Origin of the sequence: Nonomuraea sp. 10N515B (assembly GCF_052245915.1) — a bacterium.
In the GTDB taxonomy this organism is placed as follows: domain Bacteria; phylum Actinomycetota; class Actinomycetes; order Streptosporangiales; family Streptosporangiaceae; genus Nonomuraea.
Window position 1 is genome coordinate 19,357 of record NZ_JBQQBQ010000052.1, and the last position, 22,321, is coordinate 41,677.

Here is a 22,321-nt window from a genome sequence, read left to right on the forward strand (position 1 = left end):
ACTCCGGGAGAACACGCTGTGGCAACACGTCACACGTAAGGAGGGTCGCTTCGATGATCGACAGCGGCACTACCGCCTGGATGCTGGTATGCACCGCCCTGGTGCTGCTGATGACTCCGGGCCTCGCGTTCTTCTACGGGGGCATGACCAGGGCCAAGAGCGTCCTGAACATGATGATGATGTCGTTCGTCAGCATCATCGTCGTCACGGTCGCTTGGGTCCTCTACGGTTACTCCCTCGCGTTCGACCCCGCTGGCGATGGCTCCGGCGTCGCCAACAAGATCATCGGAGGGTTGGACTTCCTCGGCTTGAGCGGGGTCTTCAACGCCGTCTACGAGGGTCTCATCCTCGAGGGCGGCAACGTCACCGCCGAAGCCGCGGCGGCCGACAACTTCCCCCTCATGGTCTTCTCCGCCTTCCAGTTGACCTTCGCCATCATCACCGTGGCGCTGATCAGCGGCGCGATCGCCGACCGGGCCAAGTTCGGCGCGTGGGTGGTGTTCTCCCTGCTGTGGGCCACCCTGGTCTACTTCCCCGTCGCTCACTGGGTCTGGGGCGGCGGCTGGCTGGGGCAGCTCGGCATCGAGGACTTCGCCGGCGGTACGGTCGTCCACATCAACGCCGGTGCCGCGGCGCTCGCGCTCGCGCTCGTCCTGGGCAAGCGCAAGGGCTGGCAGAAGGAGCCCATGCGGCCCCACAACCTGACGCTGGTGCTGCTCGGCACCGGTCTGCTGTGGTTCGGCTGGTTCGGCTTCAACGCCGGCTCCGAGCTCGCTCCCGACCAGACCGCCGGTCTGGCGTTCATGAACACCCAGGTCGCCACCGCCGTCGCGGCCGGCGCCTGGATGCTGGTGGAGAAGCTGCGCGACGGTCACGCGACCACGCTCGGTGTCGCCTCCGGTGCGGTGGCCGGTCTGGTCGCCATCACCCCGGCCTGTGGTTTCGTCGACCCGTGGGCGGCCGTGGTCATCGGCCTGCTCGCCGGTGTGATCTGCGCCTACGCCGTGGGCCTGAAGTACAAGCTCGGCTACGACGACTCCCTCGACGTGGTCGGCGTGCACCTGGTCGGCGGTCTGATCGGCGCCATCTCGCTGGGCTTCTTCGCGGCCTACCCGTTCCTGCCCGGCCAGAACAAGGGCATCCTGATCGAGGGCGGGCAGATCAGCCAGCTCGGCCTCCAGGTGCTCGGCCCGGTCGTGGTCGGCCTCTACTCCTTCGTGATCTCCTGGATCCTCGGCAAGATCATCGACAAGACGATGGGCTTCCGCATCGCGGAAGACGCCGAAGTCACCGGTGTCGACATCACCACCCACGCCGAGACCGGCTACGACATCGGCACCTTCCACGCCTCGGGCGTGACGTCCTCCAACGGCCCCGCCCCCGCTCCTAAGAAGGTGGACGCATGAGGCTCATCACGGCGATCATCAAGCCCTTCAAGCTGGATGACGTGAAAGCCGCACTGGAACAGTTCGGCATCAAGGGAATGACGGTCAGCGAGGCGAGCGGCTACGGCCGGCAGCGCGGCCACACCGAGGTCTACCGCGGTGCCGAATACCAGGTCGACCTGGTGCCGAAGGTCCGGCTGGAAGTCCTCGCCGAAGAGGATGACGCCGAGGACGTGATCGACGTCATCGTCAAGGCCGCGCACACCGGCAAGATCGGTGACGGCAAGGTCTGGTCCGTGCCCGTGGACACCGTCATCCGCGTACGCACGGGAGAGAGGGGCCCGGAGGCCCTGTGACCTGGGAGCACGGCAGGGTTTCCATCATTGATGTGCGGCGAAGCCCGGACAACGGCGTCCGGGCGGAGCTCGGCAAGGGGGCGCAGGAGTGAGGGGAGAGGCCCGTTCGTACGCCGCGGCCCGCAAGGAGCGGACCGTGGACACCGACCGATGGCTCAAGGATCTCTTCCGCACGGCGAGCGACGGCGACCACGTCTCGTTGGTCGCCGTCGGGAGCCTGGGAAGGGGCGAGCTGGCCCCCGGCAGCGACCTCGACCTGGTCCTGCTGCACAACGGGCGGCCCGACGTGGCCAGGATCGCCGACCGGATCTGGTATCCGGTCTGGGACTCCGCGGTCAATCTGGATCACTCCGTGCGCACGGTCGAAGAGGCCGTGGCCGTCGCCAGGCAGGACCTGAAGGCCGTGCTCGGCCTCATCCAGGCCAGGCACGTGGCCGGCGACCCCGAGCTGACCAAGAAGGCCAGGGAGGCGGTGCTCGCCGAGTGGCGGGCCGACTCCCGGCGCAGGCTGGGCGAGCTGCGTGACGCGGCCGACCAGCGGGCCCAGGCCAGCGGCGAGCTCGCTTTCCTCCTCGAGCCCGACCTCAAGGACGGCCGCGGCGGTCTCCGTGACGTCCAGGCCATGCAGGCCGTGGCGGCGGCCTGGGTCGCCTCCGCGCCGGGTCCCCGGGCGCGGGAGGCCTACGAGTTCATCCTCGACGTGCGGCACGCGCTGCACATCGTCACCGCCCGCGGCACCGATCGGCTCGTCCTGCAGGAGCAGGACGCCGTGGCCGGGCTGCTCGGCCTGCTGGACGCCGAGGCGCTCATGCGCAGGCTCGCCGAGTCGGGCCGCACGATCTCTCATGCTTTCGACGGCACCTGGCGCACCGTTGACAGACTCCTGTCAGGCCCCGCTCCCCGAGGCCGCCGCCCGCTGGCGGACGGCGTGGTCGAGCACGGCGGCGAAGTGGTGCTCGCCCGGGGGATCAACCCCCGCAAGGACCCCGTCCTGGTGCTGCGCGCGGCGGCCGCCGCGGCGGACTCCGGATTGCCGCTCGCCCCCGCTACGGTGTCCGTTCTCGCAGCTCAGTCGCCTCCCATGCCGGTGCCGTGGCCCGAGGAGGCCCGTGACGCGCTGGTGTCGATCCTCGGCGCCGGCCGCGCTGCCGTGCCCGTGTGGGAGGAGCTCGATCAGGCGGGCATCCTTGTCAAGTTGCTTCCTGACTGGGAGCGGGTCCGCCATCGCCCGCAGCGCCATCCGATCCACCGCTTCACCGTCGACCGGCACCTCATCGAGGCCGCCGCGAACGCCGCCAGCCACACCCGCGAGGTCTCGCGTCCCGACCTGCTGCTGATCGCGGCGCTGCTGCACGACATCGGCAAGGGCTGGCCAGGCGACCACTCGGCGACCGGGGAGGTCGTCGTCCGCGACATCGCCACCCGCATCGGCCTGCCCACGCCCGACGTGGACACCCTGGCCACGGTCGTACGCCACCACCTGCTGCTGCCCGAGACCGCCACCCGCAGGGACCTCGACGACCCCGTCACGATCGAGAAGGTCGCCGGCACCGTCGGCTCACGGGAAGTGCTGGACCTGCTGGCCGCGCTGGCCGTCGCCGACGGCCACGCGACCGGGCCCGCCGCCTGGAACAGCTGGAAGGCCGGGCTGGTCGCCGACCTCGTGCGCCGGGTGAGGTCCGTGCTGGCCGGCTCGCCGCCGCCCAAGCCGCCCACCCTGTCGGCGGACCAGACCGCGCTGGCCAGGCACGGCGGCGGCGCCGTACGCGTCAACGGCGGGTCGGTCACGGTCGTGGCCCCTGACCGGGTGGGGCTGCTCTGGAGCGCCGCCGGCGTGCTGTCCGCGCACCGGCTCATCGTGCGCTCCGCCTCGTCCGCCTCCGCGGGCTCCACAGCGGTGATCGAGTTCTCCGTCATCCCGGAGTACGGCACCCCGCCCGACCCCGCCACGCTGGAGTCCGATCTCCGTCTCGTCCTTGCCGGCCGTCTTGACATCGAGCAGCGGCTGGCCCGCCGTTCGCGTGCGGTGCGGCCGCCCCGCGTACCTGTGGCCCCACCTCGGGTGACACTGGTCGACGACGCCTCCGCGACGGCCACCGTCGTGGAAGTCAGGGCCCATGACAGGCCGGGGCTGCTGTGGCGTATTGGACGGGCGTTCGGGGAGTGCGGTCTTGACGTGAGAGCCGCTCGCGTAGAGACTCTCGGCGCGGAGGCGGTTGACGTCTTCTACGTTGTCGATCGCGCCGGTCGCCCCCTCAGCGACGATGCGCAGAGGGCGCAAGTCCGCGATCAAGTGCTTGCCGCGCTGCGATAACCAAGAGCACACGACTGCCGGTCACAAATGTAACGATTGTGTCGGAATTGACGGTTAAGTCGGTTGCTCGGATACCTTGTGGACGGCTTGAGGCCCGTTGCCAACGGGACGATGTGAGGGGTAGCGGAAGCAGTGACTACGGGGAACTCCGACAGCGGCGTCGCCGCGAAGCGGGACCGCGGGAAGCGGTCGCTGCCACGCTTTCGCCTGCGCAACTGGCGCGTGCGGTGGCGTCTGACCGCGCTCATCCTGGTTCCCACCATCGCCGCCGTCGTGCTGGGCGGCGCGGACGTGGCGGCCTCAGTCCAGAGCATCGCCGACTACGACCGCACCGCCACCGCCGCCGAGCAGTCGGGGCGCATCCGCGACCTGGTCCAGGCGATCGGCATGGAGCGTGACACCGGCGGCTGGATCGGCGCCAGCCGTGCGATGCGCAAGACGCTCGCCCAGCCGCTCGCCGAGCGCAAGGCGGCCGTCGACAAGCTCGTCGCGACCGTCCGCACCGACATCGACTCGATCGACGACTCCTACGGCCCGCGCGTGGTCAAGGCGGCCGAGCAGGCGCGAGGCGACCTGACCCGGCTGACGCGGATCAGGGCCGAGGGCCAGACCCGCACCATCCAGTACGACTTCCTCACCGACAGCCTGCTCAACCTGCACGACGAGCTGAGCCTCATGTCCGAGGACTCCCAGATCGTGGGCCAGTTCCGCGCCTTGAGCGCGCTCGCGCGGGCGAAAGAAGAGGTCTCCCGGCAGCGGGTCCTGCTGCTCCAGGCCTCCTACGCCCCCAACTCGGTGGACTCCAAGACCGTCGAGCAGTTCATCGCCTCCAACGCCCGCCAGCTGGACGACATCTCGACCGTCGGCACCGAGGCCGGCGTCGAGACCGGCCTGCAGCTGTCCAAGACGCTGACCTCCAGGCCCGAGTACGTCGGCGTCCAGCTCACCAAGTCCCGCGCGATCACGCTGGCCAGCGGCCGGGCGCCCGGCGTCCGGATCACGGACAACCTGATCTCCGCCAGGGCCAGCCGCCAGGAGTGGTTCGAGAACAACGGCGTCGTCATCGACGTCCTGCACAACATCGAGCGGGATCTGGCCGGCCAGGTGAACCTGCGGAGCCAGGAGCTGCGCGAGTCCGAGATCCGCAACGCGATCATCGCGGGTGTGCTGATCGTCGCGCTGCTGGTGCTGGTCCTGCTGCTCACCGTGGCCATCGCCCGATCCATGGTCACCCCGCTGCGCCGGCTGCGTACCGAGGCCCTGGAGATCGCCGGCTTCCGCCTGCCCGACGTGGTGCGCCAGCTGCGGGTCAACGGCGACGCGGCGGTCACCGACGTACGGCCGATCGAGGTCGAGGGCAACGACGAGATCGGTGAAGTGGCGCGCGCCTTCGACCAGGTGCATCGGCAGGCCGTGCGCCTGGCGGGCGAGGAGGCCGAGCTCCGCGGCAACATCAGCTCGATGTTCGTCAACCTCTCGCGCCGCACCCAGACGCTGGTCGAGCGGCAGATCTCACTGATCGACGGCCTGGAGAAGGGCGAGCAGGAGGGCGCCAGGCTGGCCGACCTGTTCAAGCTGGACCACCTGGCCACCCGCATGCGCCGCAACTCCGAGAACCTCCTGGTCCTCGCCGGCCACGAGGCCACCCGCCGGCGCAGCCAGCCGGCCAAGCTGGTCGACGTCGTCCGCGCCGCGCTGTCGGAGGTCGAGGGCTACGAGCGGGTCCAGGTCCGGGTCCACCGCACCACGTCGGTGCTCGGCAGCTGCGCGAACGACCTGGTCCACCTGGTCGCCGAGCTGGTCGAGAACGCCATCCAGTTCTCCCCGAACACCTCCCAGGTCATGGTCACCAGCAGCCTCATCGAGGGTGGCGGCGCGCTGCTGTCGGTGAGCGACACCGGCATCAGCATGACCGAGGAGGAGCTCGCCGAGGCCAACCGCCGCCTGGCCGAGCCGCCCGTGGTGGACGTGTCGGTGTCGCGGCGGATGGGCCTGTTCGTGGTCGGCCGCCTGGCGCTGCGCCACGGCATCAGGGTGCAGCTCAGGAAGGGCGAGGGCGCCGGCCTGATCGCCATGGTGCTGCTGCCGCCCACGCTGATCGCCGACGGCATGCAGCAGCAGCCGCTGCCGCAGCGTCCCGCGTTCGGTGGCGGGACCGCGCCCACCCCGGCGTTCGGCACGCCAAGCCCGCAGGCGCCGCAGAACGGCATGTTCCGGTCGTTCGGCAGCTTCGACTCCGCCGACCGCGGACCAGCCAGACCCGGTCCGTACGACAGCGTGCCCGGTGCGCAGAAGCCCGCGTTCGACTCCTTCGGCGCGGACCCCGGCCGTAGCGGGATATCCGGGTTCACCGCCGACACCGACGGGGGCTCCTACCGCAGACAGCCGCCCTCGTTCGACTCCGGGTCCTTCTCGTCGTACCCCAGCCCGGGGGCCTACCCATCTGGTAATGGCGCGTTCCAGACGCCGCAGTCGTACGCGACGAACGACGTGCGCAAGCCGGACCCGACGCCGTCGGTCGAGGTGTCGCCGATGGAGCCGGAGCAGGAGGAATACCTGCCGATCTTCGCATCGGTGGAGTCCGCCTGGTTCCGCAGGCCGCCCGGCGAGCAGCCGAAGCCCGCGGGCGAGGTCGGGGCCACTCCCGCGCAACCCGTACCCTCTGGGGAGGAAGCGTGGCGAACGGCCGCAGACGCCGGATGGCGGGCGGCGGCCGCAGCCAGCGAGCCCAGCCTCGGCGGCACGACTGCCGCCGGGCTGCCGAAGCGCACCCCCAAGGCCAACCTGGTGCCGGGTACGGCGAGCCAGCCACCCGCGCCGGCCCAACAGCCGCAGCAGCGGCAGGCGCCTGCGCAGCCGGTCTCAGCGGACCGGATACGCAGCCGGCTGGCCAGCTACCAACAGGGTGTGCGCCGCGGTCGCCAGGAACTTCGTGGACAGGAGGAACAGAGTGAGTAAGCGTCCCGTCGGGGAGGATGCGTGACAACCCTTAGCCATGAGGCGCACAGGTTCGACTGGCTGATCACCGACTTCGTTCGCAACACGCCCGGAGTCGCGCATGCCGTCGTGGTCTCCGCGGACGGCCTGTCCCTGGCCACCTCGGAGGGCTTCCCGCCGGATCGGGCCGATCAGCTGGCCGCCGTTTCGGCCGGCCTGCTGAGCCTGACCGTGGGCGCGTCCAGGGTGTTCGAGGGCGGTGCGGTGACGCAGACCGTCGTCGAGATGCAGCGCGGGCTGCTGCTGGTCATGGCGATCAGCGACGGCTCGGTGCTGACGGTGCTGGCGGGTCCTGATTGTGACATGGGGTTGGTGGCGTACCAGATGACGCTGCTGGTAGACAGAGCGGGACAAGCGCTCACGCCGTCCCTGCGCGCCGAACTTCAGGCCGCCAGGGCGCGGTGATGTGATGGAACTGATGGGAGAGGGCCGTGTACGGCACTGACGGAATCGGGGAAGAAGAGCCCCTGTTCCGTCCCTACGCGGTGACAGGCGGCCGTTCCGAGCCGCGCTATCACCTCGCCATGGAGACGTTGATCTCGTCCATGTCGATCCCGGACGAAGAGATGGTCCTGCTCACCCCCGAGCAGGAGGCCATCATGCAGCTGTGCAGAACGTTCCGGTCGGTCGCCGAGATCTCGGCCCTGCTCCGCGTCCCGCTGGGCGTGGCCCGGGTGCTTGTGGCGGACATGTCCGACGAAGGACTTGTCCGCCTGCACCAGCCACGCCTCAGCCAGGGACAGCCAGACCTCAACATGCTCGAAAGGGTGCTCAGTGGACTACGCAGGCTCTAGCCCCGGGCTTACGTCGACGAAGATCGTCGTGGCCGGGGGGTTCGGCGTGGGCAAGACGACGTTCGTGGGGGCGGTGTCGGAGATCCTCCCGCTCACCACGGAAGCGGTCATGACCGACGCGTCCGCGGGCATCGACGACCTCGGGATGACCCCGAACAAGCAGACCACGACCGTGGCCATGGACTTCGGCCGGGTCTCGCTCGACCGCGACCTGATCCTCTACCTGTTCGGCACGCCCGGGCAGCACCGGTTCTGGTTCATGTGGGACGACCTGGTGAAGGGCGCGATCGGGGCGGTCGTGCTGACCGACACCCGGCGTCTGGCCGACAGTTTCCCCGCGATCGACTACTTCGAAGAGGCCAAGCTGCCCTTCGTGATCGGCATCAACGGCTGGGACGGCCAGTTCCTGCACTCCGACAACGAGGTCAGGGAGGCGCTCGCGCTCCCGTCGCACGTGCCGGTGGTGCGTACGGACGCCCGTGACCGCGAGTCGGTGAAGGCGACGCTGATCGCGCTGGTCGAGCACGTCGTCCGCCTTCGCGCGGCGCCGGTGCACTAAGCGCGCGTTCGTCAGGGGCGTGCTTGAGCTGATTTTTAACGGCATTTTGGGAACCCCCTCGGGCTGGCCGCCGCACTGCGTGCCTGCGGCCCGCTGGACTCGCCGTTGCCCGCGCATTCTCTCGTTGGATACGTCGTTCGGCCGGTAACCGTACGTTGTACCGTACGAGGGTGACCGTGGAGTATTCGGGGAAGGGCGATCCCGCCCGCAGCCTGGCGCTGCTCTGGCGGACCAGTGAGCGGACCAGCCGCAAGGGCAGGCCTGAGCTGAGCGTGGAGCGGATCGTGCGCGCGGCCATCGACGTGGCCGACGCTGAGGGGCTGCAGGCGCTGTCCATGCGGCGGGTGGCCGAGCGGCTGGGTGTGGGGACGATGTCGCTCTACACGTACGTGCCCGGCAAGCCGGAGCTGTTCGACGTCATGCTCGACACGGTTTATGGCGAGACCGCCAGGCCGGAGGACGCGCCGGGCGGCTGGCGGGGCAGGCTGGAGCAGATCGCCAGGGAGAACTGGGCGCTCTACCTGCGGCATCCGTGGCTGCTGCAGATCGCGGCAACCCGGCCGGTGCTCGGGCCGAACGCCACCGCGAAATACGACTACGAGTTGCGTGCCGTGGACGGCATCGGCCTGACGGACCTGGAGATGGACTCGGTGATCACGCTGATCACCGGCTTCGTGCACGGGGCGGCCAGAGGGGCGGTGGAGGCCGCGCAGGCCGAGAGCCAGACGGGGATGACCGACGAGCAATGGTGGGCCGCGCACGCGCCCTTCCTCAGCCTCATCGCCGACCCCGGGCGCTTCCCCACGGCCGCCAGGGTGGGCCAGGCGGCCGGCGAGGCGCTCAACGCGGCCTACAGCCCGGAGCACGCCTTCGAGTTCGGCCTGCAGCGCGTGCTCGACGGCATCGAGGCCCTGGTCAGCCAGCGGGCAAGGCTTACTTCGCCCTGAGAGGTCGTCGCCGACCGCGTGCGGCAGGCAAGCCGGACCTCAGCGGGGGATCCAGTCCTTCCACACGATCTTGTTCTCCGCCACCCACCGGGCCGCGGCCTCTTCGGCGGTCAGCTTCTCGTTGATCATGGCGCCGGCGACCGCGTTCTGGTCGTCGTTGGTCCAGGTAAAGTTGCGGACCAGTTCGTAGGCCTTGCCGCCGTTCTCCGCGAACCGCTTACTGACGATCTTGTCGAGCAGGTACGGCGGGTAGTCGCAGGCCACCTTCCGCGCATCCGCGTCACAACCCACGGCATACGGGGGAAGCGCGATCTTCACGAGTTTGACCTTGGTGAACAGCCATTGCGGCTCGTAGAAATACATCAAAAGGGGCGTCCGGTTCCGGGTGGCATTCTGCGCCGCCTTGATCAACGCATCCTCGCTGCCGGAGTAGACGACCTTGTAATTCAGCCCGAGGTTCTTCACGAGAGCCTCGTCATTGGTGACGAACGTCGGATCGCCATCCAGGATTTGCCCGGCATTTCCGGTCTTCTCGGTCCGGAAGAGGTGTGCGTACTTATCGAGGTTTCGGTAGTCCGTAATGTCGGGATATTTCTTGACCATCCACTCGGGGACGTACCAGCCGATCACCCCCTTGTTCCCGGTGAGGCCGGCCGACAGGGCCACCTTCTTCTCGTCGATGTACTCCTTCTTCAGGTCCGGATGGCCCCAGTTTTCGATGATCACATCGACCTTGCCGGATTCGAAATCCCGCCAGGACTGGTCTTCCTTCTCCTTCCGCTTGTTCACCTTGTAGCCCAGCTCGCGCTCCAGCAGGTAGGCGAGCACGGCGGCCTGGGCCTCGTACCCGACCCAGGCGTGAATGTCGAGGTTGACGGTCCCCTTGGACCCGGCGGAGGTTTCAGGCTCCTCGCCGGTGCAGGCGGTCAGGAGCAGGGCCGCGACCAGCGGCCCGACGAACGTCTTCAAGCGCATGGGAAGTCTCCACGGCCGCGGCCCCCGTGGGGGCCGCGGCGTGACAGGGCGATCTCATGCCGACCTCTGAGATCGCACGAGGGGGTCACTTGGGGATCCAGGCCTGCCACTTGGCGGTGTTGGCTTCCACCCACTTCTTGGCGGCCTGCTCGCCGGTCATGCCGTTGTTGGTCATGTCGTCGGCGACGGCGTTCTGGTCCTCGTTGGTCCAGCTGAAGTTCTTGACGAGGTCGTAGGCCTTGCCGCCGGTGTCGGCGAACTTCTTGCTCACGATCTTGTCGAGGTCCATCTCCGGGTAGTCGCAGGCGACCTTCTTGGGGTCGGCGTCGCAACCCTCGGTGTAGGCGGGCAGGTTGACCCGGACCAGGTCGGTCTTGCTGAACAGCCAGTGCGGGTCCCAGAAGTAGAACAGCAGCGGCTTCTGCTGCGTCTGCGCCTGCTGGGCGCCCTTGATCAGGGCCGCCTCGCTGCCGCCGACCACGACCTTGTAGTTCAGCTTGAGGTTCTTGATCAGGGCTTCCTCGTTGCTGACGTAGGACGGGTCGCCGAACAGCAGCTGGCCCTTGTCACCGGACTCGGAGGTCTTGAACAGCTCGGCGTACTTGTTGAGGTTCTTGTAGTCGGTGATGTCGGGGTACTTTTCGGCCATCCATTTCGGGATGTACCAGCCGATGACGCCCTTGTTGCCGGTGGAGCCCGCCTCGACCGCGACCTTCTTCTCCTCGATGAACTGTTTCTTCAGGTCCGGGTGGCCCCAGTTCTCGATGATGACGTCGACGTCGCCGGTCCCGAAGCCTTCCCAGGCCAGCTGCTCCTTGATCTCGGGCAGCTCGACGTTGTAGCCGAGCTCGTTCTTCAGCAGGTACGCGACCACGTTCGCGCTGGCCTCGTACCCGATCCACGGGTTGATCGCGATCTTGACGGTCCCCGCGGCACTGCTGGCGCCGCCCTGCGGCGCGGCGGTGGAGCTGGGAGAGCTCTCGACCGTGGCCCCACCACAGGCGGTGGCGGCGAGTCCAAGGACGAGGAGGCCTGCGAGCAGCCGTATCTTCATGTGAGCTTCCTCTTTCGGGGGGAAGGGCGCCTGTCGGCGCCCTGCGTGATGCGGTCGAGCATGACTCCGAGCAGCACCGTCGCGATGCCGGCCACGAATCCGAGTCCGAAGTCGGTCCGCTGAGAGAAGCCGAGGACCACGTCGTAGCCGAGCGCCCCGGCGCCCACCAGGCCGCCGACGACGACCATGGCCAGCGTCATCACGATGCCCTGGTTGGCGGCGAGCAGGATGGCCTGCCTGGCCATCGGCAGCTGCACCTTCCACAGCAGTTGGCCGGGCGTCGAGCCGGCCGAGGTCGCCGCCTCGACGACCGTGGCCGGCACGGCCTTGATGCCGTCCTCGACCAGGCGCACCACCGGCGGCACCGCGTAGATGATCGAGGCGAAGATCGCGGTGAACCTGGTGGTCTCGAACAACGCCAAGGCCGGCAGCAGGTAGACGAAGGCCGGCATGGTCTGCGCGGCGTCGAGCAGGGGCCGCTGCACGGCCGAGTAGCGTGGCGAGCGGGCCGCGGCCACCCCGAGCAGCAGGCCGATGAGGAGGGTGAGCAGCACCGCCACGGCGACCGTGGTCATCGTCTGCATGGCGTGCTCCCACGTGCCGAGCAACGCGATCGCCAGCAGGCAGCCGAGCGCGGTCAGCGCCCGCCGCACGCCGCTGACCCGCCAGGCGACGGCCAGCACGGCGAGCGCGACCAGCCACCACGGGGCCGAGGTGAGCAGCCTTTCCAGCGGGTTGAGCAGGCCCTCGGTGGTGAGGTCCTTGATGAACGTCGTGACGGGATACCACGTGGTCTCGGCCCAGAGGACGGCGTCGTTGACCTCGGCGACCACGTTGAGCGTCCAGCTCTCCGGCCACATTCGCGGGAGCACGGGGATGAGCGCGAGCCCCCCGACGCCCAGCACGCCGGCCGCGATGAGATCGACCCTGCCGAGGGTGGCATGCGGACCGCGCCGGGAGACCGCCGTCATCATCCGGTCGAGCACCACCGCCATGATCACGATGGCTACGCCGGCCGGGAGCATGATGCCGACCTGCGCCCGTGACAGGCCGCGGATGATGTCGCCGCCCAGGCCGGGGGCGGAGATCAGGTTCGCGATGACGACCATGGACAGGGCCATCATGATCGTCTGGTTGATCGCCAGCGCCATCGTGGACCTGGCCAGCGGCAGGTAGACCTTGAAGAGCGTCTGCCGGCGGGTGGCGCCCAGCGACGCGGACGCCTCGACGGCGGTGGGGGAGACCTCCGAGACGGCCAGCGCGGTGATGCGGATCGCCGGCGGGATCGCGTAGATCATCGTCGCGATGGCGCCGGCCGGCGCGCCGATGTGGAAGAACAACGCCAGCGGCGCCAGGTACGCGAACGTCGGCATGATCTGCATGACGTCCAGCACCGGCGTGATCGCCCGCCGCCCCCGGTCCGACAGCCCGGCCCAGACACCGATCGGGATCCCGATCGCCAGCGACATCAGGACCGCGGCCGCCACCAGGGCCAGCGTGTCCACGCTCGACTCCCAAAGGCCGAGGAAGCCGAACGCGCTCACCCCCGCGACCGCGAGCAAGGCAATGCGCCAGCCGCCGGCCAGCCAGGCCAGCGCGCCCATGACGCCGGTGATGCCGGGCCAGCCGAGGGCGTACAGAGTGGTCTGGAACAGGTCGTAGAGCCCGCCGACGAAGAGCCTGATGTAGTTGAGGAAGTACAGGAAGAGCGGATTGTCGTTGCGGTGGTCGTCGATCCACTCGCGCAGCTCGGTGATGGCCAGGAACTGCGGCGCCTCCTGGTCGTGCGGCAGCGTCCCCGTGCCGCGGAAGACCAGGTACGCCGCCGCGAACAGGACGGCGGCCCCGGCCGGCGCGGCCCATCGGGGCAGCTTCACCCTGGACGGCGCGCTGACAGCGGTGGTCGTGCTCATGCGCCCGCCGTGACCGGGACGTCCTGCCCCGAGAGGAAGGTCAGCAAGTCCACGCGGTCCACGACCCCCACCAGGCCGTCGCCGTCCACCACCTTGATCGGGCGGCCCGAGGCGGAGGCCAGGCCGATCGCGTCCTTGATGACCGTGGTGACCGGCAGCTCCGGCCCGTCCAACGGCTCGCCGGGCTCGGGGTCGCGGCAGATCCAGCGCAACGTCAGCACGTGGCTCCTGGGCACGTCGCGGACGAAGTCGGATACGTAGTCGTCGGCGGGCGCGCCCACCAGCTCCTCCGCGGTGCCGAGCTGCACGATCGAGCCGGCCCGCATGATCGCGATCCGCTCGCCCAGCTTGAGCGCCTCGGACAGGTCGTGGGTGATGAACACCATCGTCTTGCCGACCTCGCGGTGCAGGCGGATCACCTCGGCCTGCATGTCCCGCCTGATCAGCGGGTCGAGCGCGCTGAACGGCTCGTCGAACAACATCACCTGCGGGTCGACCGCCAGGGCCCTGGCCAGGCCGACGCGCTGCTGCATGCCGCCGGAGAGCTGGTCCGGGTAGGCGTCGGCGTACCCGTCGAGGCCGACGAGCGTCAGGATCTCGCCGGCCCGCGCGTGCCTGGCCGCCTTGGGCGTGCCCTGGATCTCCAGGCCGTACGCCACGTTGTCGATCACCTTGCGGTGCGGCAGCAGGCCGAAGTGCTGGAAGACCATGCTGACCTGGTGGCGGCGGATCTCGCGGAGCCGGGCGGGGGAGGCGCGGCCGATGTCCTCGCCGCCGATCCTGATCTCGCCCGCGCTGGGCTCGATGAGCCGGGTGAGGCAGCGTACGAGGGTGGACTTGCCACTGCCTGACAGGCCCATGACCACGAAGACCTCGCCGGGACGCACCTCGAAGCTCACGTCCCTGACGGCGGCGGTGCAGCCGGTCTTCTCGCGTAGCGCGGCAGGCTCGAGACGCCGGTCCTCGCTGTCCAGCACCTTTTGCGCCCTGGCCCCGAAGATCTTCCAAAGGCCCTCAACAGTGATTGCCGCGCTGTCGGGAGAATCCCCCACACTCGCCTCCTCGTTTGCCGGGGCTCAACATATGTGGTGAATAACGTCAATCTCAATGTTGTGACCGTCCGGAGACCGGGGTGCCTCCGGCGTGTTATGCGGGTTGAAACGTTCAAATCACCCATATGTTGACATGAGGTGAGTTATTGGTTTATTTCTCACTTCTCGGGCCTGTAGATGGAGTTCCAGGTTTGTCCCTTCAGTCACAGAACTTCAATTTTGCCAAGTTATGTTCGGGTAGCCTCCCCTGCGTGTGATGTGTTCCAATTACCGGCACTTGCTGATTTCCTCATGGGACACAGCACCCCAACAAATATGCCGATCCCGGGCGAGGTGCGTTCGGTGAGTACAGAGCTGGGCCAGAGGCAAGCCAGCGAGGGTAACTGGCGCCTGCGAAATTGGCGTGTCCGCGCACGGCTCGTCGCCCTGATCCTGATTCCGACGGCCGCAGCCGTGCTACTGGGCGGCATCCAGGTGCTCGCCTCGACAGCCGCGGCCGGTGACTTCGCACGGACGAACCAGTTCGCGCAGCTGTCGCAGGAACTGGGCGCCCTCACCCACGCCGTCTCCGGCGAACGCGCCAGGACCGCCTGGTACATCGCGCGCAACCGGCCCGCCGACGGGCTGGCCGACGTGCGGGCCCAGATGACCGAGGTGGACTCGGCGGCCACGGACGTGCGGGGCATCGCCAGGCGGCTGACGAGCGAGGTCACTGGCCGTACCGAGGACCAGCTCGAGCAGCTGCTCAATCGCCTCGACGACCTGACGGCCCTGCGCAAGCAGGCGCTGGACGCCAACCTGCTGCCCGGACCCGCCGTCGAGCTCTACACGACGGTGATCAACGACCTGCTGTCCGTGCACAACGAGCTGATCAAGGGCAGCGCCGACGACGAGCTGTTCCGCCAGACCCGCATGCTCGACGCGCTGGCCCGGGCCAAGGAGAGCGTCTCCTACCAGCAGGCGCTGGTCACGGTCGTGCTGGTGGAGGGCGCGTTCGATCAGGACCAGCTCAAGCGCTTCCTCGGCGAGCAGTCCAAGGAGACCAACGAGCGCAAGGGCTTCGCCGCTGAGGCCACCGCCGAGGAGCGCCGCTTCTTCGACGAGACCGTCAACGGCAACACCGCCGAGCGCATGTTGTTCCTGCGCGAGCTGGTGCTGATCAGGGCCACGAACGGGCTCCCGCTCCGCGGGCTCGATCTGGGCAAGCGCGACGACGCCAAGGAGTGGTACGAGGCGTCCAACGTCGTCGTCGACTCCATGCGGAAGGTCGAGGACCGCCAGGCCCAGGGCATCGTGGCCCGCAGCGAGGCGCTCAGCGCGGACGAGCGGCAGCGCGCGTTCGTGACTGCGGGCGCCGTGCTCGCGCTGATGGTGGCCGTGTTGCTGATCACCACCGGGGTGGCCAGGTCGCTCGTGCGGCCGCTGCGCCGGCTGCGCGGCGAGGCCCTGGAGATCGCCGGCAAGCGGCTGCCCGCCTTCGTCCAGCACGTGCGCGAGTCCCGCGACGGCGCGGTCGACGTCGAGGTGCCGCCCATCGGGATCTTCTCCAAGGACGAGGTCGGCGAGCTCGCCCGCGCCTTCGACGAGGTGCACCGCGAGGCCGTGCGGCTGGCCGGCGACGAGGCGCGGCTGCGCGCCAATGTCAACGCCATGTTCGTCAACCTGTCGCGGCGCAGCCAGACGCTGGTCGAGCGGCAGCTGACGCTGATCGAGAAGCTGGAGCGGGGCGAGCGTGACGACGCCCGGCTCGGCGACCTGTTCAAGCTCGACCACCTGGCTACCCGCATGCGCCGCAACAGCGAGAACCTGCTGGTCCTGGCCGGGCAGGAGGCCGCGCGAAAGTGGAGCGAGCCTGTCGAGCTGATGGACATCGTGCGTGCCGCGCTCGGCGAGGTCGAGAGCTACGACCGGGTCAGCATCCAGGTGCAGTCGGACGTCGCGATCGCCGGGCAGGCCGTCACCGACGCGGTGCACCTCCTGGCGGAGCTCATCGAGAACGCGGTCTCGTTCTCCTCGCGGGACACCAAGGTCATCATCTCCAGCAGCCGCATCGACGGCGGCTCGCTGATGTTGTCGGTCACCGACAACGGCATCGGCATGAGCCAGGAGGAGCTGGGCGAGGCGAACTGGCGGCTGGCCAACCCGCCGGTGGTGGATGTGTCGGTGTCGCGCCGCATGGGGTTGTTCGTGGTCGGCCGGTTGGCGCTGCGGCACAACATCCGGGTCCAGCTGCGCCGCCAGGACATCGGCGGGTTGACGGCCATGGTGCTCATCCCGCCGATGCTGCTCACCGACGTGCCCGGCACGATGCCCGCCATGCAGCCGTCCGCCGCTCAGTCGCCCGCCGCCCAGCCGCACAGCATGCAGCCGCCGGCCCGGCAGCCGTTCGGGTCCCAGTCGTCGTTCGGCTCCCCGTCGTTCGGGTCGGAGCCGTTCGGGTCGGAGCAGCAGCCGTTCGCCTCAGAGGCGTTCGCGTCGGAGCCGTTCGGTTCCCAGTCCTTCGCGTCGGAGCCGTTCGGTTCCCAGTCCTTCGCGTCGGAGCCGTTCGGTTCCCAGTCCTTCGCGTCCGAGCCGTTCGGCTCCCCGTCGTTCGGGTCGGAGCCGTTCGGCTCAGGGTTCCAGCGGGACGTGGAGGTGCCGCGGCAGGGGCAGCCGGCCACGCCGCCCTACGGGCCCGGACACCCGTCGTTCGACGTCGCGCCGGCCGCGCCGGAGCCGTCGTCGTGGTTCAGCTCGCCGCACACGAGCTCCGGCTCGGCCACCGTGGAGCCGCCGCCGGACGTGACCACGCCGCCCGCGACGTATCCCTCGTTCGCCACGCCGGCGTCTTCCAAGGACGAGTTCCTGCCGATCTTCGCGTCCGTGGAGGACAGCAGCTGGTTCACCAAGTCGGCGCCCACCGCCGACCGCCGGGACCCCGCCTGGTCGTCGCCCGCCGACCAGGGCTGGCAGGCGGCCGGTGCGGCCGAGGAGCCCGCTCAGGGCGGGACTACGAACTCTGGCTTGCCGAAGCGGACGCCGAGAGCGAATCTGGTACCGGGCACCGCAAACCCGAAGCCGCCCCCCGCTTCCGCTCCTCCGCTGTCTCCTGATCGCCTGCGCAACAGGCTGGCCAGCTACCAGCAGGGTGTGCGCAAGGGTCGCTCAGAGCTCGAGGAGGACTCATGAAGGAGCTGAGCCAAGCCGCCAGGGACATGAACTGGCTGGTCAGCAGCTTCGTCGACGAGGTCCCCGGCGTCGCGCACGCCGTGGTCGTCTCTGCTGACGGGCTGCCCATGGCGTTCTCCCGAGACTTCCCCAAGGACCGCGCCGACCAACTGGCCGCCATCGCCGCCGGGCTCGTCAGCCTCACCCAGGGCTCCGCGAGGGTCTTCGAAGCCGGAAGCGTCACCCAGACCCTCGTCGAGATGGACCGCGGGTTGCTGCTGGTGATGTCGATCAGCGACGGATCTTCCTTGGCGGTGCTGGCCGCGCCCGACTGCGACATGGGGCTGGTGGCGTACCAGATGACGATCCTGGTCGAGCGCGCGGGACAGGTGCTGACGCCGGCCGTGCGGGCGGAGTTGTCCAGCGGTCGCCGGTGAGGGATCCGCAGCGAAGCGAGGACATCCATCACAGGACCGTCTCGCGGGGCGAGGCCAGATGAACGCAGTGAGGAGCAGACGTGGCATCGTGGCATAACGGGGAGCCGGAGGCCGAGCGCAGCTCGCTGGTCCGGATGTACGCCGTCACGGGCGGCAGGACCGCTCCGCGCAGCGACCTCGCCATGGAGGCACTGGTATCGTCGGCCACCTCGGCGCAGCTCGGCCCGACCTACGCCCGCGAATACCGTGCGATCAGCGAGCTGTGCCGTCAGGTCAGGTCCGTGGCGGAGATCTCCGCGCTGCTGAGCGTCCCGCTCGGCGTCGCGCGGGTGCTGGTCGCCGACATGGAGGCGGACGGGCTGGTCAAGGTGTACCAGCCGCAGTTGGATGCAGGACTGCCGGACAGGGGCCTGCTCGAAAGGGTTTTAAGTGGACTTCGCAGGCTCTAGCCGGCTCACCTCCACGAAGATCGTCGTGGCGGGCGGGTTCGGTGTGGGGAAGACCACATTCGTGGGCGCGGTCTCCGAGATCATGCCGTTGACCACCGAAGCGGTGATGACCGAGGCCTCCGAGGGCATCGACGACCTCGAGCACACGCCCGGCAAGACCACCACCACCGTGGCCATGGACTTCGGCCGGCTCACGCTCGACAGCGACCTGATCCTCTACCTGTTCGGCACGCCTGGACAGCACCGGTTCTGGTTCATGTGGGACGATCTCGTCCGCGGGGCCATCGGAGCCGTGGTGCTCGTGGACTCCATGCGGCTGGCCGACAGCTTCCCCGCCGTCGACTACTTCGAGGAGTCGGGGATGCCGTTCGTGGTCGGGCTCAACGGCTGGAACGGCGAGTTCCCGCACATCGAGAGCGAGGTGCGGGAGGCGCTGACGCTCTCAGCCCATGTGCCGATCGTCCGGACGGACGCCAGGGACCGGCAGGCGGTCAAACGCACGCTCATCACGCTCGTGGAGCACGCGGTCGCCGTGCGGGCTCACTGAGCGTTCCACCAGTAAGCGGCCACCAGCTCGGCCACCAGCGTCTCGGTCAGCAGCGCCACGTCCGGGTCGTCATCGTGCGCGTAACGGACGGCCGCCGCGGCGTCCGGCACGTCGGCGCCCACGGTGATCACGGTGGACCCGCGCTCCCGTACCCAGTCCATGGCCTGGGCGTCGTAGCGGGAGCCAGGGAAGAGCAGGGCGCGGTAGTCGAGGGTCTTGGTCAGGTACACGTCCACGTGCGCCCAGTCGCCCGTCTCACTGGCGTCGGCCGGACGGCGCGGGCCCTCCCTGAACATCAGCGCCGACTGCTCGGCCGACGACAGGCGCTCGGCCGGGGCGATCGTGTAGACGCCGTGGGGGCCGTCCAGCAGCTCCATGGCCAGGGGCAGCCACTCGTCGCGGCGATCCAAGAGGTCCGCCGTGGCCTCCGCGCTCTTCTTGATCAGGGTGGGCACGTCGCGGGCCGCTCCCGTCAGTCTCGCCTCCAGGGCCAGCAGGAGCGCCAGGGTGTGCTGGAACGTGCGGCAGGCCACGCCGCCGCGCTCCTCGCCCGCGTGCATCGGGATCACCAGGTCGGCTCGCCCGGCCAGGGGCGAACCGGGCGCGTTCGTGAGGGCCGCCACGAACGCCGGTCCCTGCGCGTAGCGTTCGGTCGCCTCCAGGGTCTCCCTACTGCCGCCGGTCGCCGAGATCGGGATCACCAGCGTGTCCTTCGACGGCGGGTACGTGGCCGCCGCCGAGGCGTAGTCGGCATACGCGTCGACGCCGGCGGCGCGCAGGCGCAGGGCCGCAACACCGGCGGCGTAGCGGGAGCTGCCCATGCCGAGGAACAGCACCCTTGTGGTGCTCCGCGGGAGCTTCTCGAAGGGGTCTTCCCTGGTCAGGACGTCAGCCAGGGCCGTGAGGGACTCCGGCTTGGACTCCAGGTCGGAAAGGTAGAGCTCAGAATTCACGAGATGTTCTCCTCGGGGTACCAGGTGTGGAGGACGCCCATGGGGGCGTAGCGCCAGCGGGGGAGGTGACGGGCGGCGTAGATCAGCTCGCGGCACTCCTGCTCCACCTCGAACGGGCGGATCAGGGTCTCGTCCAGGAGGTCCGGGCGGTTCCGCGCGGCCAGGCGGGCCTTGTAGGCGGTCAGCATGATCGCGCGGGCCTTGGCCGCCCACGACGCTGCTTCTTCGGGTGGCAGGCCGCGTCTCTTGATCGCCACCTGGGCCACGTGCTCCAGGCTCGTCGTCAGCTGGGCCACGTCCCTGGCGGCGGGTTGATGCGGGTCCGCGTCCGTGACGGTGGGGTTGCCGTCGAAGTCGATGACCGCGTAGCCGTCTCGCCATTTGAGTATCTGGCCCACGTGGAGGTCGCCGTGGATCCTGATGCGTGGGGTGGTGATGGGCCGGTGCAGGCGGGCCAGCTCGCGTCTGAGGTGCCCGGCGCGCGTGGCCAGCCAGCGCCCGTCCTCGCCGTCCGTGACGTCCAGCGCCTCGTCCAACGCCGCCTCCGCCCTGGCCGCCGTCCGGCCGGTCGCCGCACCGGCGCTGGGGTCGGCAGCCGCACCGGCGGTGGGCCGGTGCGGCGAGGTGGGGGCGTGCGGCAGGGTGGCGAGGGCGAGGTGGAGATCGGCGGCGAGCCGGCCGAGGTCGGCGGCGAAGACGGTCCTGCCTGCCTCGGCTTCGTCCACGCACCATTCCCAACCGTCCCTCGCCTCGGGGAGATAGCCGGTGACCAGGGCCAGGAGGCACTCGCGCCCGTCCACCGGCCCGGTCAGAGCCGCGTAGGGCGGAGCGGTGTCGTTGAAGCCCGCCTCAACGAGGTGGGCGAAGATCTCAGGGGTGGGATGGGGCAGCGGCACCGGCGGGGTCAGCCACTTGACGACGACCTTCTCCTCCACCACGACCGAGTAGTTCGTCTGGTCCACGTGAGCGCCGAAGTCACGCTCTGCTGGGACCCCAGTGTGGAGATCTCCGCGCTCGTACGAGAGGGTGGGCAACGGAAGGAAGCGGCGCACGGCGAACGGCGGCGGCGCCTCACCCTCCAACACCGCCAAAACAGCCGCGGTGAACCCGCGGTCTCGGGCGGTAAGGGGTTTCTCACCGAGAGAGATCAATCTCTGGCGAATTGAATACCAATTCAACACGAAGAGCAAACTTCCTGGTAGCAATGTGGGGAAAAGTCTTGCTCATGTTGATTTCTGCTGCAACACTCCTGCTCTGGTCTGCTGTGTCCGGTAAGGTCGCGCGACCCCTCGTACATCGCACATTCAGAAGGAGTAGCGGCCGTGTCCCGAATCCGGTTCACCCGTCGTCTTCCGGCCGCCGTCGCGGCGGCCGGCCTCGCGCTCGCCGTCGCGGCGTGCGGCGGTGAGTCGTCGACCAGCCCACAAGGCACGACCGCGGCGACGGCCGACCAGCTCAAGCCCAACGCGGATCTGTCGCAGCAGACGCTCCAGGTGACGGTCTGGGACGGCTACACGCCCAAGGAGCTTCCCGAGAAGGTCAAGGAGAAGCTCAAGGTCAAGGACATGAAGATCGGCCTGCATGCCACGAACGAGGAGGCGATGACCAAGCTCACCGCCCCCGGTGACAGCGGCGTCGACGTGGCGTTCGTGTCCGGCCAGTACGCCCAGGCGCTCAACGAGCAGGGCCTGCTCGAGCCCATCCACGCCGAGCTGATCCCCAACCTGGCCAACCTCTACCCGGAGGCCACCCAGCTCTCCTACGACAAGGGCAACAAGTACTCCGTGCCCTACACCTGGGGCACGACGGGCATCTGCTACCGCACCGACCTGGCGAAGACCCCGGTGACGAGCTGGAACGATCTTCTCAAGCCGCCCGCCTGGGCCGACAAGAAGGTCACGATGATGACCACCGAGCGCTGGCTGGCCCTGCCCGCGCTCAAGTCGCTCGGCTATTCGGTCAACACCGACAAGGACGACGAGATCGCCAAGGCCAAGGAGCTGCTGCTCTCGGCCAAGCCGCACCTGCTCGGCTACGACGACACCACGTTCGGCGACAAGCTGAAGTCCGGCGAGGCCGTCATGGTCGAGGCGTGGGACGGTTGGTGCCCGACCTCCGAGAAGAACATCAAGTTCGTGGTGCCGAAGGAGGGCAGCGACCTCTGGGTGGACACGATGGTGATCATGAAGACCTCCAAGAACAAGGAGGCGGCGCACGCCCTGATCAACTACATCCTCGACCCCGAGATCCACAGCTGGGCCGCCGCGAACATCAACTACAAGGTCCCCAACAAGGCCGCCATGGACAAGGTGCAGGTCCCCGAGGGCTCGCTGCTCGGCATCAAGCCCGCCGAGCTGCTCAACGGTGAGGCGATCATCGACCTGGGGCAGGCGTCGACCAAGTACACCCGCCTGTCGACCGAAGTCACGGCGCAGTCGTAAT

General features: G+C 69.0%; 19 protein-coding genes. 13 read left to right on the forward strand and 6 right to left on the reverse strand.

Translation table 11 applies throughout. The features are described from left to right. Window positions 1-53 precede the first annotated feature (53 nt). From ACTWQA_RS45105 to ACTWQA_RS45140, 8 genes are all read left to right on the forward strand, one after another. On the forward strand, window positions 54-1,406 hold the full coding sequence (locus ACTWQA_RS45105; RefSeq protein ID WP_443165016.1) for an ammonium transporter: 1,353 nt from the start codon (window positions 54-56) through the stop codon (window positions 1,404-1,406). Beyond that, window positions 1,403-1,741 carry a P-II family nitrogen regulator gene (locus ACTWQA_RS45110; RefSeq protein WP_043616024.1) on the forward strand — a complete coding sequence of 113 codons (339 nt, stop codon included), beginning with the start codon at window positions 1,403-1,405 and terminating at the stop codon, window positions 1,739-1,741. The genes ACTWQA_RS45105 and ACTWQA_RS45110 overlap by 4 nt, the downstream gene beginning before the upstream one ends. An 88-nt stretch (window positions 1,742-1,829) precedes the next feature. After that, window positions 1,830-4,055: a [protein-PII] uridylyltransferase gene (locus ACTWQA_RS45115; RefSeq protein WP_443165017.1), complete on the forward strand. Its 2,226-nt coding sequence runs from the start codon at window positions 1,830-1,832 to the stop codon at window positions 4,053-4,055. Between the two features lie 132 nt (window positions 4,056-4,187). Then, complete coding sequence (locus ACTWQA_RS45120) at window positions 4,188-7,013, forward strand: sensor histidine kinase (RefSeq protein WP_443165018.1); 2,826 nt, start codon at window positions 4,188-4,190, stop codon at window positions 7,011-7,013. Window positions 7,014-7,034: 21 nt separating this feature from the next. Then, window positions 7,035-7,457, forward strand: coding sequence for a roadblock/LC7 domain-containing protein (locus tag ACTWQA_RS45125; protein WP_443165019.1), 423 nt, complete (start codon window positions 7,035-7,037; stop codon window positions 7,455-7,457). A gap of 26 nt (window positions 7,458-7,483) precedes the next feature. Then, complete coding sequence (locus ACTWQA_RS45130; protein WP_138665684.1) at window positions 7,484-7,846, forward strand: DUF742 domain-containing protein; 363 nt, start codon at window positions 7,484-7,486, stop codon at window positions 7,844-7,846. A gap of 28 nt (window positions 7,847-7,874) precedes the next feature. Continuing rightward, entirely contained in the window at window positions 7,875-8,405 is a 531-nt protein-coding gene (locus ACTWQA_RS45135) for a GTP-binding protein (RefSeq protein ID WP_305918263.1), read from the forward strand. 170 nt (window positions 8,406-8,575) lie between these two features. After that, a complete protein-coding gene (locus ACTWQA_RS45140) occupies window positions 8,576-9,352 on the forward strand; it encodes a TetR/AcrR family transcriptional regulator (RefSeq protein WP_443165020.1) in 777 nt (258 codons plus the stop codon). 39 nt (window positions 9,353-9,391) lie between these two features. On the opposite strand, the gene ACTWQA_RS45145 is transcribed toward ACTWQA_RS45140, so the two are convergent. From ACTWQA_RS45145 to ACTWQA_RS45160, 4 genes are all read right to left on the reverse strand, one after another. Then, window positions 9,392-10,327: an ABC transporter substrate-binding protein gene (locus ACTWQA_RS45145; RefSeq protein WP_443165021.1), complete on the reverse strand. Its 936-nt coding sequence runs from the start codon at window positions 10,325-10,327 to the stop codon at window positions 9,392-9,394. Between the two features lie 85 nt (window positions 10,328-10,412). Further along, window positions 10,413-11,381, reverse strand: coding sequence for an ABC transporter substrate-binding protein (locus ACTWQA_RS45150; RefSeq protein ID WP_443165022.1), 969 nt, complete (start codon window positions 11,379-11,381; stop codon window positions 10,413-10,415). Then, a complete protein-coding gene (locus ACTWQA_RS45155; RefSeq protein ID WP_443165023.1) occupies window positions 11,378-13,294 on the reverse strand; it encodes an ABC transporter permease in 1,917 nt (638 codons plus the stop codon). Before ACTWQA_RS45155 ends, ACTWQA_RS45150 begins: the two co-directional genes overlap by 4 nt. Further along, on the reverse strand, window positions 13,291-14,346 hold the full coding sequence (locus ACTWQA_RS45160; protein ID WP_443165024.1) for a quaternary amine ABC transporter ATP-binding protein: 1,056 nt from the start codon (window positions 14,344-14,346) through the stop codon (window positions 13,291-13,293). Before ACTWQA_RS45160 ends, ACTWQA_RS45155 begins: the two co-directional genes overlap by 4 nt. Window positions 14,347-14,688: 342 nt before the next feature. Between ACTWQA_RS45160 and ACTWQA_RS45165 the strand changes: the two genes are divergently transcribed. From ACTWQA_RS45165 to ACTWQA_RS45180, 4 genes are all read left to right on the forward strand, one after another. After that, window positions 14,689-17,514, forward strand: a complete 2,826-nt coding sequence (locus ACTWQA_RS45165; protein WP_443165025.1) for a nitrate- and nitrite sensing domain-containing protein — start codon at window positions 14,689-14,691, stop codon at window positions 17,512-17,514. Next, window positions 17,511-17,930, forward strand: a complete 420-nt coding sequence (locus ACTWQA_RS45170) for a roadblock/LC7 domain-containing protein (RefSeq protein WP_305918256.1) — start codon at window positions 17,511-17,513, stop codon at window positions 17,928-17,930. Before ACTWQA_RS45165 ends, ACTWQA_RS45170 begins: the two co-directional genes overlap by 4 nt. Window positions 17,931-18,064: 134 nt before the next feature. Next, the gene (locus tag ACTWQA_RS45175; RefSeq protein WP_443165047.1) at window positions 18,065-18,379 is read left to right on the forward strand and encodes a DUF742 domain-containing protein; all 315 of its coding nucleotides are present in this window, start codon (window positions 18,065-18,067) and stop codon (window positions 18,377-18,379) included. Next, window positions 18,360-18,926, forward strand: a complete 567-nt coding sequence (locus tag ACTWQA_RS45180; RefSeq protein WP_305918255.1) for a GTP-binding protein — start codon at window positions 18,360-18,362, stop codon at window positions 18,924-18,926. The genes ACTWQA_RS45175 and ACTWQA_RS45180 overlap by 20 nt, the downstream gene beginning before the upstream one ends. On the opposite strand, the gene ACTWQA_RS45185 is transcribed toward ACTWQA_RS45180, so the two are convergent. Continuing rightward, the gene (locus ACTWQA_RS45185; protein WP_443165026.1) at window positions 18,920-19,879 is read right to left on the reverse strand and encodes an SIS domain-containing protein; all 960 of its coding nucleotides are present in this window, start codon (window positions 19,877-19,879) and stop codon (window positions 18,920-18,922) included. The genes ACTWQA_RS45180 and ACTWQA_RS45185 overlap by 7 nt on opposite strands. Next, complete coding sequence (locus ACTWQA_RS45190) at window positions 19,876-20,970, reverse strand: hypothetical protein (protein WP_443165027.1); 1,095 nt, start codon at window positions 20,968-20,970, stop codon at window positions 19,876-19,878. Before ACTWQA_RS45190 ends, ACTWQA_RS45185 begins: the two co-directional genes overlap by 4 nt. A gap of 231 nt (window positions 20,971-21,201) precedes the next feature. On the opposite strand from ACTWQA_RS45190, the gene ACTWQA_RS45195 reads away from it, so the two are divergent. Next, on the forward strand, window positions 21,202-22,320 hold the full coding sequence (locus tag ACTWQA_RS45195; RefSeq protein ID WP_443165028.1) for a polyamine ABC transporter substrate-binding protein: 1,119 nt from the start codon (window positions 21,202-21,204) through the stop codon (window positions 22,318-22,320). The last annotated feature ends 1 nt before the right edge of the window (window position 22,321 follow it).